The 15,920-nt window shown below is 52.4% G+C and carries 9 protein-coding genes, 1 tRNA gene and 2 rRNA genes; 2 read left to right on the forward strand and 10 right to left on the reverse strand.

Annotation, left to right across the window (positions count from 1 at the left end; translation table 11 throughout):
- Window positions 1–109: 109 nt before the first annotated feature.
- From GE278_21150 to GE278_21160, 3 genes are all read right to left on the reverse strand, one after another.
- A 23S ribosomal RNA gene (locus GE278_21150) occupies window positions 110–3,045 on the reverse strand.
- Between the two features lie 215 nt (window positions 3,046–3,260).
- A tRNA-Glu gene (locus GE278_21155) sits at window positions 3,261–3,336 on the reverse strand.
- 135 nt (window positions 3,337–3,471) lie between these two features.
- A 16S ribosomal RNA gene (locus tag GE278_21160) occupies window positions 3,472–5,023 on the reverse strand.
- The 16S and 23S rRNA genes sit together here with 1 tRNA gene alongside, the layout of an rRNA operon.
- Window positions 5,024–5,554: 531 nt before the next feature.
- Between GE278_21160 and GE278_21165 the strand changes: the two genes are divergently transcribed.
- Entirely contained in the window at window positions 5,555–6,244 is a 690-nt protein-coding gene (locus GE278_21165; GenBank protein ID QLK63105.1) for an FCD domain-containing protein, read from the forward strand.
- Here the strand turns inward: GE278_21165 and rbsR are convergent.
- From rbsR to GE278_21200, 7 genes are all read right to left on the reverse strand, one after another.
- Entirely contained in the window at window positions 6,227–7,237 is a 1,011-nt protein-coding gene (gene rbsR, locus GE278_21170; GenBank protein ID QLK63106.1) for a ribose operon transcriptional repressor RbsR, read from the reverse strand. The genes GE278_21165 and rbsR overlap by 18 nt on opposite strands.
- Entirely contained in the window at window positions 7,238–8,167 is a 930-nt protein-coding gene (gene rbsK, locus GE278_21175) for a ribokinase (GenBank protein ID QLK63107.1), read from the reverse strand.
- Between the two features lie 68 nt (window positions 8,168–8,235).
- A complete protein-coding gene (gene rbsB / locus GE278_21180; protein ID QLK63108.1) occupies window positions 8,236–9,126 on the reverse strand; it encodes a ribose ABC transporter substrate-binding protein RbsB in 891 nt (296 codons plus the stop codon).
- A gap of 23 nt (window positions 9,127–9,149) precedes the next feature.
- The gene (gene rbsC, locus GE278_21185) at window positions 9,150–10,121 is read right to left on the reverse strand and encodes a ribose ABC transporter permease (GenBank protein ID QLK63109.1); all 972 of its coding nucleotides are present in this window, start codon (window positions 10,119–10,121) and stop codon (window positions 9,150–9,152) included.
- 6 nt (window positions 10,122–10,127) lie between these two features.
- The gene (gene rbsA / locus GE278_21190; protein ID QLK63110.1) at window positions 10,128–11,633 is read right to left on the reverse strand and encodes a ribose ABC transporter ATP-binding protein RbsA; all 1,506 of its coding nucleotides are present in this window, start codon (window positions 11,631–11,633) and stop codon (window positions 10,128–10,130) included.
- 7 nt (window positions 11,634–11,640) lie between these two features.
- Window positions 11,641–12,060 carry a D-ribose pyranase gene (rbsD, locus tag GE278_21195; protein QLK63111.1) on the reverse strand — a complete coding sequence of 140 codons (420 nt, stop codon included), beginning with the start codon at window positions 12,058–12,060 and terminating at the stop codon, window positions 11,641–11,643.
- 214 nt (window positions 12,061–12,274) lie between these two features.
- Entirely contained in the window at window positions 12,275–14,143 is a 1,869-nt protein-coding gene (locus GE278_21200) for a low affinity potassium transporter Kup (protein ID QLK63112.1), read from the reverse strand.
- Between the two features lie 267 nt (window positions 14,144–14,410).
- On the opposite strand from GE278_21200, the gene ravA reads away from it, so the two are divergent.
- The gene (gene ravA, locus GE278_21205; GenBank protein QLK63113.1) at window positions 14,411–15,919 is read left to right on the forward strand and encodes an ATPase RavA; all 1,509 of its coding nucleotides are present in this window, start codon (window positions 14,411–14,413) and stop codon (window positions 15,917–15,919) included.
- Window position 15,920: the final 1 nt, after the last annotated feature.

Below are 15,920 nucleotides of genomic sequence, written 5' to 3' on the forward strand. Positions count from 1 at the left end.
GTTTCATCCATACCGCATTGTGCTATACACACCCCGCCGTACGAACCAATCTCGGAACATTCGCTGAAAATCTACTTCTCCACGCTCGCGCGCAGCTGAGTCTCTCTAAAAACACCTTTGGTGTTGTAAGGTTAAGCCTCTCGGGTCATTAGTACTGGTTAGCTCAATGCATCGCTGCACTTACACACCCAGCCTATCAACGTCTTAGTCTTAAACGTCCCTTCAGGTGGCTTAAAGCCACAGGGAAGACTCATCTCGAGGCAAGTTTCGCGCTTAGATGCTTTCAGCGCTTATCTTTTCCGCATTTAGCTACCGGGCAATGCCATTGGCATGACAACCCGAACACCAGTGATGCGTCCACTCCGGTCCTCTCGTACTAGGAGCAGCCCCTCTCAATCTTCCAACGCCCACGGCAGATAGGGACCGAACTGTCTCACGACGTTCTAAACCCAGCTCGCGTACCACTTTAAACGGCGAACAGCCGTACCCTTGGGACCTACTTCAGCCCCAGGATGTGATGAGCCGACATCGAGGTGCCAAACACCGCCGTCGATATGAACTCTTGGGCGGTATCAGCCTGTTATCCCCGGAGTACCTTTTATCCGTTGAGCGATGGCCCTTCCATTCAGAACCACCGGATCACTATGACCTACTTTCGTACCTGCTCGAGCCGTCACTCTCGCAGTCAAGCTAGCTTATGCCATTGCACTAACCTCACGATGTCCGACCGTGATTAGCTAACCTTCGTGCTCCTCCGTTACTCTTTAGGAGGAGACCGCCCCAGTCAAACTACCCACCAGACACTGTCCTCACCCCGGATTACGGGGCCGAGTTAGAACATCAAACATTAAAGGGTGGTATTTCAAGGTTGGCTCCACGCAGACTGGCGTCCACGCTTCAAAGCCTCCCACCTATCCTACACATCAAGGCTCAATGTTCAGTGTCAAGCTATAGTAAAGGTTCACGGGGTCTTTCCGTCTTGCCGCGGGTACACTGCATCTTCACAGCGAGTTCAATTTCACTGAGTCTCGGGTGGAGACAGCCTGGCCATCATTACGCCATTCGTGCAGGTCGGAACTTACCCGACAAGGAATTTCGCTACCTTAGGACCGTTATAGTTACGGCCGCCGTTTACCGGGGCTTCGATCAAGAGCTTCGCATTGCTGCTAACCCCATCAATTAACCTTCCGGCACCGGGCAGGCGTCACACCGTATACGTCCACTTTCGTGTTTGCACAGTGCTGTGTTTTTATTAAACAGTTGCAGCCAGCTGGTATCTGCGACTGGCTTCGGCTCCGAGAGCAAGTCTCTTCACCTACGTGCCAGCGTGCCTTCTCCCGAAGTTACGGCACCATTTTGCCTAGTTCCTTCACCCGAGTTCTCTCAAGCGCCTGAGTATTCTCTACCTGACCACCTGTGTCGGTTTGGGGTACGATTTCGTGTTACCTGGAGCTTAGAGGCTTTTCCTGGAAGCATGGCATCAACTACTTCACCACCGTAGTGGCTCGTTATCACGCCTCAGGGTTAATATGCAACCGGATTTACCAAGTCACACCCCCTACACGCTTGAACCGGGACAACCGTCGCCCGGCTAGCCTAGCCTTCTCCGTCCCCCCTTCGCAGTAACACCAAGTGCTGGAATATTAACCAGCTTCCCATCGACTACGCTTTTCAGCCTCGCCTTAGGGGTCGACTCACCCTGCCCCGATTAACGTTGGACAGGAACCCTTGGTCTTCCGGCGTGCGGGTTTTTCACCCGCATTATCGTTACTTATGTCAGCATTCGCACTTCTGATACCTCCAGCAACCCTCACAGGTCACCTTCGACGGCTTACAGAACGCTCCCCTACCCAACAACGCCTAAGCGTCGCTGCCGCAGCTTCGGTGCATGGTTTAGCCCCGTTACATCTTCCGCGCAGGCCGACTCGACCAGTGAGCTATTACGCTTTCTTTAAATGATGGCTGCTTCTAAGCCAACATCCTGGCTGTCTATGCCTTCCCACATCGTTTCCCACTTAACCATGACTTTGGGACCTTAGCTGGCGGTCTGGGTTGTTTCCCTCTTCACGACGGACGTTAGCACCCGCCGTGTGTCTCCCGTGATAACATTCTTCGGTATTCGGAGTTTGCATCGAGTTGGTAAGCCGGGATGGCCCCCTAGTCGAAACAGTGCTCTACCCCCGAAGATGAGTTCACGAGGCGCTACCTAAATAGCTTTCGGGGAGAACCAGCTATCTCCCGGTTTGATTGGCCTTTCACCCCCAGCCACAAGTCATCCGCTAATTTTTCAACATTAGTCGGTTCGGTCCTCCAGTTAGTGTTACCCAACCTTCAACCTGCCCATGGCTAGATCACCGGGTTTCGGGTCTATACCTTGCAACTTGACGCCCAGTTAAGACTCGGTTTCCCTACGGCTCCCCTATTCGGTTAACCTTGCTACAAAATATAAGTCGCTGACCCATTATACAAAAGGTACGCAGTCACCCAACAAAGTAGGCTCCCACTGCTTGTACGTACACGGTTTCAGGTTCTATTTCACTCCCCTCGCCGGGGTTCTTTTCGCCTTTCCCTCACGGTACTGGTTCACTATCGGTCAGTCAGGAGTATTTAGCCTTGGAGGATGGTCCCCCCATATTCAGACAGGATGTCACGTGTCCCGCCCTACTCATCGAACTCACAACAAGTGCATTTTTGTGTACGGGACTATCACCCTATACTGTGCGACTTTCCAGACGCTTCCACTAATGCACAAACTGATTCAGGTTCTGGGCTCTTCCCCGTTCGCTCGCCGCTACTGGGGGAATCTCGGTTGATTTCTTTTCCTCGGGGTACTTAGATGTTTCAGTTCCCCCGGTTCGCCTTGCATGGCTATGTATTCACCATGCAATAGTGTGTCGAAACACACTGGGTTTCCCCATTCGGGTATCGTCGGTTATAACGGTTCATATCACCTTACCGACGCTTTTCGCAGATTAGCACGCCCTTCATCGCCTCTGACTGCCTAGGCATCCACCGTGTACGCTTAGTCGCTTAACCTCACAACCCGAAGGTGTCTTAAAGACATCATCGCGCTGCGATTATTTGAGAGACTCTATTACAGACAAAAGCACCACTCAGTACTTCTACGGAGAGTGATGTTCAGCTGTAATCTTTCAATTTTCAGCTTGTTCCAGATTGTTAAAGAGCAATATCTTAAACACGACTCGTTAAAGTCATCTTTAAGATATTCAGGTGATAATGTCTTTCACACATTATCGGAGTGGCGTCCCCAAGGGGATTCGAACCCCTGTTACAGCCGTGAAAGGGCAGTGTCCTAGGCCTCTAGACGATGGGGACACGAAAAATCCGCACCAGACCCCGTAAAGGGCTTGGCACTTTTCGCATCAGCGTAAGGTCTCCCTTACCGCATCAACAGGTGCTCTTGCTCATTAATTTCATCAGACAATCTGTGTGGACACTGCACAATGCGTATCTTTAGGTAAGGAGGTGATCCAACCGCAGGTTCCCCTACGGTTACCTTGTTACGACTTCACCCCAGTCATGAATCACAAAGTGGTAAGCGCCCTCCCGAAGGTTAAGCTACCTACTTCTTTTGCAACCCACTCCCATGGTGTGACGGGCGGTGTGTACAAGGCCCGGGAACGTATTCACCGTAGCATTCTGATCTACGATTACTAGCGATTCCGACTTCATGGAGTCGAGTTGCAGACTCCAATCCGGACTACGACATACTTTATGAGGTCCGCTTGCTCTCGCGAGTTTGCTTCTCTTTGTATATGCCATTGTAGCACGTGTGTAGCCCTACTCGTAAGGGCCATGATGACTTGACGTCATCCCCACCTTCCTCCGGTTTATCACCGGCAGTCTCCTTTGAGTTCCCGACATGACTCGCTGGCAACAAAGGATAAGGGTTGCGCTCGTTGCGGGACTTAACCCAACATTTCACAACACGAGCTGACGACAGCCATGCAGCACCTGTCTCACGGTTCCCGAAGGCACTAAGCTATCTCTAGCGAATTCCGTGGATGTCAAGAGTAGGTAAGGTTCTTCGCGTTGCATCGAATTAAACCACATGCTCCACCGCTTGTGCGGGCCCCCGTCAATTCATTTGAGTTTTAACCTTGCGGCCGTACTCCCCAGGCGGTCGACTTAACGCGTTAGCTCCGGAAGCCACGCCTCAAGGGCACAACCTCCAAGTCGACATCGTTTACAGCGTGGACTACCAGGGTATCTAATCCTGTTTGCTCCCCACGCTTTCGCACCTGAGCGTCAGTCTTTGTCCAGGGGGCCGCCTTCGCCACCGGTATTCCTCCAGATCTCTACGCATTTCACCGCTACACCTGGAATTCTACCCCCCTCTACAAGACTCTAGCTTGCCAGTTTCAAATGCAGTTCCCAAGTTAAGCTCGGGGATTTCACATCTGACTTAACAAACCGCCTGCGTGCGCTTTACGCCCAGTAATTCCGATTAACGCTTGCACCCTCCGTATTACCGCGGCTGCTGGCACGGAGTTAGCCGGTGCTTCTTCTGCGAGTAACGTCAATCGCTGCAGCTATTAACTACAGCGCCTTCCTCCTCGCTGAAAGTGCTTTACAACCCTAAGGCCTTCTTCACACACGCGGCATGGCTGCATCAGGCTTGCGCCCATTGTGCAATATTCCCCACTGCTGCCTCCCGTAGGAGTCTGGACCGTGTCTCAGTTCCAGTGTGGCTGGTCATCCTCTCAGACCAGCTAGGGATCGTCGCCTAGGTGAGCCATTACCCCACCTACTAGCTAATCCCATCTGGGCACATCCGATGGCGTGAGGCCCGAAGGTCCCCCACTTTGCTCTTGCGAGGTCATGCGGTATTAGCTACCGTTTCCAGTAGTTATCCCCCTCCATCAGGCAGTTTCCCAGACATTACTCACCCGTCCGCCGCTCGTCACCCAGAGAGCAAGCTCTCCCGTGCTACCGCTCGACTTGCATGTGTTAGGCCTGCCGCCAGCGTTCAATCTGAGCCATGATCAAACTCTTCAATTAAAAGTTCGATTTGCTTAAACACGTTAAGCGGTGCTCAAAGATTACTTCGTAATAATTCAACTAAATGAATTACTGCTTGGTCACTCTAAGACTTGATATTTTTTTGCCACCGAGGTGGCTGATATCGTCTTGTGAGTGCCCACACAGATTGTCTGATAAATTGTTAAAGAGCGTTCGTTGCGAGACTTAACTCAGCAACGTGGGAGGCAGATAATACGCTTTCCCACTGAAGAGTCAACCATTTTCTCATCGAGATGCGGTGTTTTCACCGGGTTGATTCTTCCTGGCTGGGCGACTACTTGTTTCTCGTTAGAGGAGTCGTTGTTCCCGGTCAGTGGAGGCGCATTATAGGGAGTTCTCAGAAGGCCGCAACCCTTAATTTCAATTATTTTATCAACCGTTCACAAATTCGACAAAAAAGCCCGAAACGAATAATTTACGAACAAACCAAGCCCAAAACGCGTCAGTGTAAAGTCCTAAGCTGGAGTAAACTCGCTTTATAATAAGAGAAAGACATTCAGGAATACCCTTCATGCTACTTAATGCACATCAACAAGCTGCTCAGCGTAATCTTTCCTATTTACTGGCAGAGAAGATTGCACAACGTGTTTTGTCTGGCGATTATCCCGAGGGTTCAATACTTCCCGGTGAGAATGAGTTGGGGGAGATTTTTGGCGTCAGCCGGACAGCCGTGCGTGAAGCGGTCAAGACGCTGGCGGCAAAGGGTATGCTTTTACCCCGTCCGCGCATTGGCACGCGGGTCATGCCTCAGTCGAGCTGGAACTTTCTTGATCAGGATTTACTGACCTGGTGGATGACGCGCGAAAACTTCGATCAGGTCATGGCGCACTTTATCGTGCTGCGCAGAGCGCTTGAACCGCAGGCCTGTGCGTTAGCCGCTGTCTCAGCCAGCAAAGAACAAAAGCTTCAGCTTTCTCTCTATATGAACGAAATGCGCCAGCTGCACAAAAGCTTTGACCGGGAACGGTGGATTACGGTGGATACCCACTTTCATCAACTGATTTATGAAGCGGGGAAAAATCCGTTCCTTACGTCGTTCTCGAATTTATTCAGTTCGGTCTATCAGAGTTACTTCCGGGCAATCACGGGCAATGAGGTTATCAAGCTGGAACATCATCAGCGCCTGACAGATGCCATTCTTACCAGCGATGCTCCTGCGGCGTTACTGGCCTGCCAGCGTCTTTTACTTAGCGACGAATGATCCCACAGACTGACGCACTACCAGTTCCGGCGTGAGCACCAGAATCTGTGGCTCCGCTTGTGGGTCTTGCAGACGATGTAACAATGCATCGACCGCCAGTTCGCCCAGCGAATCTTTCGGCTGATGGATCGTCGTCAGCGGCGGCATCATATATTGCGCCAGCTGGATATCATCGTAACCAATTACCGCCACATCATCCGGAACACGTAGTCCACGTTGATACAACGCCTGATACGCACCGACCGCCATTGCATCATTTCCCGCAAAGACCGCATGAGGCGGCTCGGGTAACGACAGAAGTTTTTCCATTGCCGGTACGCCTCCTTCAAATTCAAAATCGCCGCTGACTTCATAGCCCGGAGGGATTGCCAGACCGGCTTTATTCATGGCCTGACGATAACCATTCAGCCGCTCCTGCGCGGTGGTTTTATCCAGCGGCCCGGTGATGCAGGCAATTTTGCAATAGCCCTGACGGATTAAATACTCCGTCGCCATCTCTCCGCCCAGAAGCGCGTTGTCCTGAATCACATCATTTGCGCCATCAAATGGAGACCAGTCCATCATCACAATCGGTAAGGAAGGATAGCGGCTGATGGCATCTTTCGATGGCCGATGATTCTCAGTACACATTAATAGCAGGCCATCTACACGCTTTTGCAGCAACGTTTCCAGACTACGGTTCATGCGCTCAGCATCGCCGTCGGTATTACATAAGATCAGGCTGTACCCACGTTCATAGCAACTGCGTTCAACGCCGCGGACTACTTCTGCATAAAACGGGTTACTGCTGGCAGTCAGTAACATGCCGATGGTGCGGGTTTGATTCAGTTTCAGGCTGCGCGCCAGCGCGGAGGGCGCGTAGTTGAGCTGTTCAACGGCAGCGTTCACCTTGTCAGCGACAGCATCACTGACAAAGCGATTTTTGTTGATGACGTGGGAGACTGTGGAAGTTGAAACGCCCGCGAGGCGGGCGACATCTTTCATGGTGGCCAATCAGGCCTCCTGCTGCGTGAGGAAATCGTCGATTTCTCTGCGCCATGGTACGGAAGGCTGAGCGCCAGGACGCGTCACAGCAATAGCGGCAGCGGCGTGAGCAAAACGTACCGCACTGTCCATCGCCTTACCTTCCAGCAACGCAGTAACCAGGGCGCCATTAAAAGTATCACCGGCGGCGATAGTATCCACGGCTTTGACGCGGAATCCGGCCACCAGCTTGCCTTCTTCGTTTTGGCTCAGCCAGACACCTTTACTGCCCAGCGTGATAATAACCGTCGCGATGCCTTTATCGTGCAGGGCTTTGGCTGCACGAGACGCATCATCATTATTCTCGACCTTAATCCCGGTCAGCTTCTCAGCTTCGGTTTCATTCGGGGTGATGATATCCACCCGCGACAGCAGCTCATCCGGCAATTCACAGGCCGGGGCAGGATTGAGAATGACCTGCGTGCCGTTTTCTTTGGCTAATTTCGCCGCCGCAATCACCGTCTCTAACGGCGATTCCAGCTGCATTAATAAAGCAGAGGCATCGATGATTTGTTGTTTATAACGATTGAGGTATTCCGGCGTGACCGCACTGTTCGCCCCCGCATCAATACCAATGACATTCTCACCTTCTGAATTCACGAAAATCAGCGCGACGCCGGTGGTCATCTCTTTGATGGCTTCGACGGGTAGTGTATCAATGTGGTCGCTGGCAAGCTGTTTGCGCACGCGCTCACCAATATCATCGTCCCCCACACAGGCAATAAAAGAAATATCTGCGCCACTGCGACCGGCGGCGACCGCCTGATTCGCACCTTTGCCACCGAAAGCCACGGTGTACTGCTTACCGATTACCGTTTCACCCGGCTGCGGGAAGTGGTTGATATTCAGAATGTGGTCAGCGTTGATACTGCCGAGTACCACCAGTTTGCCTGTTTTCATGTGGAGATCCCTGAGTCAAAGAGCGCCCCCAAAAGGAGGCGCGGGTTACAGCATCGGTCATGCGGGTATTACGGCTGAGCAACCAGTTTCAAATCAACAGGGATAACAGCCGGGACTTTTTCGCCTTTCAGCACTTTGTCAGCAGTCTGAACACCTATCACGCCTATTTGTTCCGGACGTTGTGCCACAGTCGCGCCCATTTTACCGCTGTTTACCGCTTTGATACCGTCTTCTGTGCCATCGAAGCCGACAACCAGAACGTCAGTTTTACCGGCAGTTTGCAGGGCACGCAATGCGCCCAACGCCATTTCGTCGTTCTGAGCGAAGACGGCTTGTACGTCCTGATGCGCGGTCAGCAGGTTCTGCATAACGTTCAGGCCTTTCGTGCGATCGAAGTCAGCAGGCTGGCTGGCGAGGATCTGGAAATGGTGTTTTTCAGCGGCCTGAGCGAAACCTTTACCACGCTCACGGGCAACGGAAGTCCCGGCGATCCCTTCCAGTTCGATCACTTTGGCGTTTTCGCCTAATTTCTTCGCGATGTAGTCGCCGGCCATTTTGCCGCCGAAAGCGTTATCGGACGCCACGTGGCTGGCAACGACACCTTTGGTCGCCTGACGGTCAAGGGTGATCACCGGGATTTTCGCCTGGTTAGCCATCGCGACAGCGTTGCCTACTGCATCAGAATCGGTTGGGTTGATCAGCATCAGCTTGGTGCCGCGAACTGTCAGGTCCTGCACGTTCGCCAGCTCTTTCGCCGGGTTATTCTGCGAATCGAGAACAATCAGGTTGTAGCCCAGTTTGTCGGCTTCTTTTTGCGCACCGTCTTTCATAGAAACAAAGAACGGGTTATTCAGCGTGGAAACGACCAGCGCGATAGTGTCTTTCGCCATTACGTTAGCACTGAAAGAGGCGGTGATCGCAGCGGCGGAAACCCAGACAGCCAGTTTTTTCATATTCATGGTCATAAGTCCTGTAGGAGAGGTTATTTGTTGCTTTTGTTATCCACCAGAACCGCCAGCAGAATGACAACTGCTTTCACGATCATCTGGTAGTAGGAAGAAACACCTAATAAGTTCAAACCGTTATTCAGGAAACCAAGGATCAATGCACCGATCAGCGTTCCCACAATGCGTCCCTTACCCCCGGACAGGCTGGTTCCCCCTAAAACAACAGCGGCAATCGCATCCAGCTCGTAACCCGTACCCGCGTTAGGCTGCGCAGAAGATAAACGCGCCACTTCAATGATACTGGCCAGAGCGGCTAACAAACCACACAGGGAGTAGACGATAATTTTGACTTTATCAACGCTGATACCTGACAGACGCGTGGCGGATTCATTGCCGCCCAGCGCGTAGATATAACGTCCTAACCGGGTGTGATGCAGCATGTACCAGGCTGCGATAAACACCACGGCCATCAGCCAGACCGGCGTCGGGATACCCAGCGGGCGACCGATACCAAACCAGCCAAACACATCTGCCACATCATTAAAGCCGGTGCTGATCGGGCTGCCGTTGGTGTACACCATGGTGATACCGCGCAGCAGCAACATCATGACCAGCGTGGCGATAAACGCCTGCACCTTACCTTTGGCGACAATCATGCCAGTGACGGCACCGATACCTGCGCCCAACGCCAGCGCGCCCGCCACGGCAACCAGCGCATTCACTTCCAGCCCGACGATAGAGGCCGCAACCGCACCGGTCAGCGCCAGCAACGAACCGACGGATAAATCAATACCTGACGTCAGGATCACCAGTGTCATGCCCACCGCCATAATGGCGTTGACGGACGTTTGCTGAAGAATGTTAAACAGGTTATTCACGGTGAAGAAATTCGGGCTCATAGAAGAGACCACGGCAATCAACACCAGCAGTGCAATCAGAGACTTCTGCTCCAACAACCACTCTTTACTAATCCAGCGTTTTTTGGCTGATAATGTCTGAGAACTCATATCTGATTACTCCTGCGTCACGCGGTATTGCTTGCCGACAGCGGCTGCCATCAACACTTCTTGCGTAGCCTGTTCTATCGGGAATTCACCGCTTAAATGACCTTCATGCATCACAAGAACCCGGTCGCTCATACCGATCACTTCCGGCATTTCTGAGGAAACCAAAATGATGCTCAGCCCTTCGCGCTTGAACTGGTTAATAAGCTGGTAAATTTCTTTTTTGGCACCGACGTCAACGCCGCGCGTCGGTTCGTCGAGGATCAGGACTTTTGGCCGCGTCATTAACCCGCGGGCAATCGCCACTTTTTGCTGATTTCCGCCAGAGAGCAAACCAATCGGCTGCATCATCGATGGCGTTTTAATATTAAAGAGACGAATGAAGTCGCCAACGGCCTGCTGTTCATCGGCATGCTTGAGGCGTCCACCGCCGTGGCTGAAATAGCGCAGCGCGGTCAGCGACATGTTTTCCTTCACTGACATACCGAGCACTAAACCATCGCGTTTACGATCTTCGGAGATATAGACGATACCGTTCGCCAGTCCATCCTGCGGCGAGTGAGTAACCACTTCGCGGCCATCGAGGGATACGTACCCGCTCTTACGCGGCAGCGCGCCGTAGAGGATTTTCATCAGCTCGGTGCGGCCAGCGCCCATCAGCCCCGAGACACCGAGGATTTCGCCGCTGTACAACTCAAAGCTGACGTTATCCACGCCCGGTCCGCAGACATCACGAACCTGCAAGCGCAGCGCGCCGCGTTCGTGGTTGATGCGTGGGTATTGCTCTTCCAGACGACGGCCAACCATCATTTCGATCAACGTATCTTCTTCCAGCTCACTGACCGGACGCTCTGCGATAAACTGCCCGTCACGGAATACGGTGACGTCATCGCAGATCTCAAAAATTTCTTTCATGCGGTGAGAGATGTACACCACGCCGCAGCCAGCCGCTTTTAGTTCGCGAATAACGTTAAACAGGGAGGCTGTTTCGGTGTCGGTCAGCGCATCCGTCGGTTCATCCATAATGATGACTTTGGATTCGAAGCTCAGCACTTTGGCGATTTCGACCATCTGCTGATCGCCAATCGATAATTCACCGACCAGACGATCGCTTTTATAGCGCAGATTCAGGCGGGCCAGGAGTTTGTCCGCTTCGGCATACATCTTTTTCCAGTTGATGCGGCCAAAACCGTTTACAAACTCACGGCCGAGAAAAATGTTTTCAGCGATAGTCAGCTGAGGGATCAGGTTAAGTTCCTGATGGATAATGCCGATGCCCGCTTCCTGCGAAGCTTTCGGGCCACTGAACGCGGTTTCCTTGCCGAGGAAATATACTGAGCCGGCATCTTTTTGGTAGATGCCGGTCAGCACTTTCATCATCGTGGATTTACCCGCGCCGTTTTCACCCACCAGCGCCATCACACGTCCCGGATAAACGCTGAGCGCCGCGCCGGAAAGTGCTTTTACGCCGGGAAAGGCTTTATCAATCCCTGTCAGTTGCAGCAAAGGTTGCATAAAGGCCTCAGAAGGTTACGCCGGCACACAGGATCACATTCGCGTACGGCGAACATTCCCCGCTGCGAATGACAGCCCGACTTTTTTCGGTTTGCGCTTTGAATGCCTCATGACTGACGTAATCCAAAGCAATGGTGTTTCCCTGGTGTTGTTCGAGTTGTGTCAATCGGGCGAGTAACGCTTCATGGAGTTGAGGATTTTTGGTGAGGATTTCCTCTGCGAGGATAGCCCGCTCAACCTGCATCTCGTGTGTCACTACCTCTAGAACTTGTAAAAAGGTGGGAACTCCCTGGGTCAGCGCCAGATCGATGCGCTGGCAAGCTGCTGGCACCGGAAGTCCGGCATCGCCAATAACCAGCTGATCGGTATGACCTAACCGGGCAATAACAGTTGAGATTTCGGCATTTAACAGCGGTGACTTCTTCATTTTGACTCCTACAGCGAAACGTTTCGCTCACCAATGAGTTTATGAAACTGGCCGCACAAGGCAACGAAGATGTGATGGAATTGTGATCGCCGTCGAAACGTTTCGCTGGATGATTCAGAAATCGGAAGGCAATTTGAGTTAGTCATTTAAGGAAGGAGAAGACACAAACAAAACAGGGTACCCGAAGGTACCCTGTCAGCGGCAAAACGCAGGACTAAATTTCCACCTGCGTACCCAGTTCGATAACGCGGTTCGGCGGGATCTCAAACTGATCCGGTGCGCGCAAGGCGTTACGGCTGAGCGCCATAAACAGTTTGCCGCGGAAGTAGAGATACCACGGTCGCTTGGTGAGGATCAGCGATTCGTGCGACATAAAGAACGACGTTTCCATCATCCGGCACGGCAACCCTTCCAAACCGCAGCGGTGGAAAATCTCTTCCACGTTCGGCGTTTCTTTAAACCCGTAGCTTGCCACCACGCGCCAGAACGTCGGCGACAGCTGCTCGATGGTGACACGCCGGACGTTATGCACATAAGGTGCATCTTCTGTTCGCAACGTAAGCAGCACCACGCGCTCATGCAACACTTTGTTGTGCTTGAGGTTATGCAGCAACGCAAACGGAATGACGTTAATAGCGCGCGACATATACACCGCCGTTCCCGGAACACGAACCGGCGGGGATTTCTCAAGCGAGGCAATCATTGCCTCCAGCGAATTCCCGTGTTCATTCATGCGACGCATAAGACGGAAGCGCTCACTTTTCCAGGTGGTCATGACGATAAACATGCACAGGCCGAGTGTCAGCGGCAGCCAGCCGCCGGAGAACAACTTGGTGGCGTTCGCGGCAAACAGCGGGATATCCATAAACAGCAGACCGATCAGCAAAATGCCTACCAGGAACGGTTTCCAGTGCCAGTTTTTCAGCGCCACCGTACAAGAGAGAATACTGGTCAGTACCATCGTACCGGTCACGGCAATACCGTACGCCGCCGCCAGATTACTGGAGTGCTCAAAGCTGGCGATCACAATCACCACCGCGAAATACAGCAACCAGTTAATGGCCGGGATATAAATCTGACCCGCTTCCATTTCCGAGGTGTGAATGATGCGCATCGGCGGTAAATAGCCCAGTCGCACCGCCTGACGCGTCAGAGAGAACACACCGGAGATCACGGCCTGTGAAGCAATGATGGTCGCTAATGTGGCTAATACCAGTAACGGAATTAATGCCCAGTCAGGAGCCAGCAGGAAGAAGGGGTTTTTGATCGCTTCCGGATTTTTCAGCAATAACGCGCCCTGACCGAAATAGTTCAGCACCAGAGACGGCAATACCACCGTGAACCAAGCCAGACGGATCGGGAATTTCCCGAAGTGCCCCATATCGGCATACAACGCTTCCACGCCAGTAATCGACAGAACGACAGCGCCGAGTGCCAGGAAGGAGAAGGATTTATGTTCGATGAAGAAGTTAACCGCCCACATCGGGTTCATGGCGCGTAAAACTTCAGGGTTCTGCATGATGCTGTTTACGCCAAGGACGGCGAGCGTCAGGAACCAGACCAGCATCACCGGGGCAAAAAGTTTGCCCACGATACCAGTACCGTGTTTCTGAATAATGAAAAGCAGCGTCAGGACCGTAATAGAAAGGGGAACGATATAAGGATCGAGTGACGGCGCTGCTATCTCCAGACCTTCCATCGCAGAAAGCACAGAAATTGCAGGGGTTATCACCACTTCGCCATAGAAGAAGCTGCCACCGATCAGGCCAAGTATCACCAGCACCGCCGTGGTGCGCGATGATGTGTTTCTGCCCGCCAAAGACATCAGCGTCAGAATACCGCCTTCGCCCGCATTGTCCGCCCGCATCACGTACGTGAGGTACTTGAGCGACACAATAAGGATTAGCATCCAGAAAATCAGAGAGAGAAAACCAAATACGACGCTAGGCTCAACATTGAAACCATAGTGTCCGGAAAAACACTCTCTTAAGGTATAGAGAGGACTGGTACCAATGTCGCCATAGACCACACCAATGGCGGCCAGGGTTACTGCTGGGAGTGACCGTTTATGTTCAGTGCTCATATTTCGTTTCTTTTTTGCTCGAACATCCGTAAGCGATGCGTGCGCTCAGTCCAATGATGCCCACTAAAAGGCGCACAGTATGCACGAATAAATCAGATTGCCTACCCTTAAATGTGCAGCTAAACCGGCGTTCAGACGAACGAGGTCACAAATCTGATAATAGAAAATTTTTAGTAATCAACAAGCTATACAGTGAAAAATAATCATGGCTTATCGCTGCGAGCCAGTACACTATTCAATATCTAAATGGAAACCGGAAGAGACAGTATGGCGCAATCTCCCCTTCTGGCAGAACGGATTGCCCGTCTTGCTAACGCACTGGAACATGGCTTGTACGAGCGACAGGACGCCATTCGTTTATGTCTGCTGGCCGCACTGTGCGGCGAAAGCGTTTTTCTGCTCGGCCCGCCGGGCATTGCAAAGAGCCTGATCGCCCGCCGTTTAAAATTCGCCTTCCGTCATGCACGTGCCTTTGAATATCTGATGACGCGATTTTCAACGCCGGAAGAAGTCTTTGGCCCGCTCTCAATTCAGGCCCTGAAAGATGAAGGCCGATATCTGCGTCTGACCGAAGGTTACTTACCGGAAGCAGAAATCGTCTTCCTTGATGAAATCTGGAAAGCAGGCCCCGCAATCCTCAATACCTTGCTGACCGCTATCAACGAACGCCGTTTCCGTAATGGCGAACGCGAAGAGCCGATCCCTTTACGCCTGCTGGTCAGCGCTTCTAACGAACTGCCTGAAGCCGACGGCAGTCTGGAAGCGTTATACGACCGCATGTTGATCCGCCTTTGGCTGGATAAGGTACAGGATAAGCAGAATTTCCGCTCGCTGCTGACCAGCCGTACCAACGAAAGCGCCAATCCGGTGGCCGAATCACTGAGTATCAGCGACGAAGAGTATCAACAATGGCAGCCGGAGATCGATAAAGTCGCTCTGCCGGATACGTGCTTTGAACTGGTTTTCCAGCTTCGTCAGCGTCTTGATGCACTCGATACCGCGCCTTATGTTTCAGATCGCCGCTGGAAAAAAGCGCTGCGTCTGTTGCAGGCCTGCGCTTTCTTCAGCGGGAGAAACACCATCACGCCTGTTGATCTGATCCTGCTTAAAGACTGTCTGTGGCATGACCTCAATACGTATCAGCTGTTGCAAACTCAAATCGAGCAGTTGATCACCGAGCAGGCATATCAGCAGCAAACGTTACTGATGAAAATCCAGCAGTTAGATCAGCAATGGATGCAGTATCAGCAGCAGCAAAGCTCGCGTCAGTCCATCAAGCTCGGCAAAAAAGCCGGGATGTTCAGCCGAAAACCGCAGCACAGTCTGCCGGAAAACCTGTCTGCCACCCACCTGACGTTATTACTGCAAACGCCTTTGCACCTGCATGAAATCAAAGTCACGCATTTGCTCTTTGACCGCACGGCGCTGGAAGAATGGCTGAATAAAGGCGGGGGCCTGAAAGCGAAGCTCAACGGCATCGGCTTTGCGCAAACTATCGACGCAGAGATTGATGATAAACAGCAGTTGCTGGTGCTGGACGTCAGCCGTCAGAGTACGCCGCTGACGCTACCGGGCAATGAGCACATTGCCGTTCCCGACGAGATGAAAAATACGCTGAGCGATCTGACCGCCAAACTTGTCCAGCAACGACATGAATTCAGCCAGCAGCAAAACTGCCTGTTTGTTCCAGCACAATGGATGGCAAAGATCGAAGCGAGTCTGCTGCAGGTCACTGAACAACTGCGTCATCAGCAACAGACGTTCAGCGGACACTAAC

The organism is Enterobacteriaceae bacterium Kacie_13 (genome assembly GCA_013457415.1).
Taxonomy (GTDB): domain Bacteria; phylum Pseudomonadota; class Gammaproteobacteria; order Enterobacterales; family Enterobacteriaceae; genus Rahnella.

Excerpts from the sequence above, each read along its gene's own strand:
- GE278_21165 (QLK63105.1), top strand. The coding sequence starts at position 5,555 with ATGCTACTTAATGCACATCAACAAGCTGCTCAGCGTAATCTTTCCTAT.
- rbsK (QLK63107.1), bottom strand. The coding sequence starts at position 8,167 with ATGAAAACAGGCAAACTGGTGGTACTCGGCAGTATCAACGCTGACCAC.
- rbsB (QLK63108.1), bottom strand. The coding sequence starts at position 9,126 with ATGAATATGAAAAAACTGGCTGTCTGGGTTTCCGCCGCTGCGATCACC.
- rbsC (QLK63109.1), bottom strand. The coding sequence starts at position 10,121 with ATGAGTTCTCAGACATTATCAGCCAAAAAACGCTGGATTAGTAAAGAG.
- rbsA (QLK63110.1), bottom strand. The coding sequence starts at position 11,633 with ATGCAACCTTTGCTGCAACTGACAGGGATTGATAAAGCCTTTCCCGGC.
- rbsD (QLK63111.1), bottom strand. The coding sequence starts at position 12,060 with ATGAAGAAGTCACCGCTGTTAAATGCCGAAATCTCAACTGTTATTGCC.
- GE278_21200 (QLK63112.1), bottom strand. The coding sequence starts at position 14,143 with ATGAGCACTGAACATAAACGGTCACTCCCAGCAGTAACCCTGGCCGCC.
- ravA (QLK63113.1), top strand. The coding sequence starts at position 14,411 with ATGGCGCAATCTCCCCTTCTGGCAGAACGGATTGCCCGTCTTGCTAAC.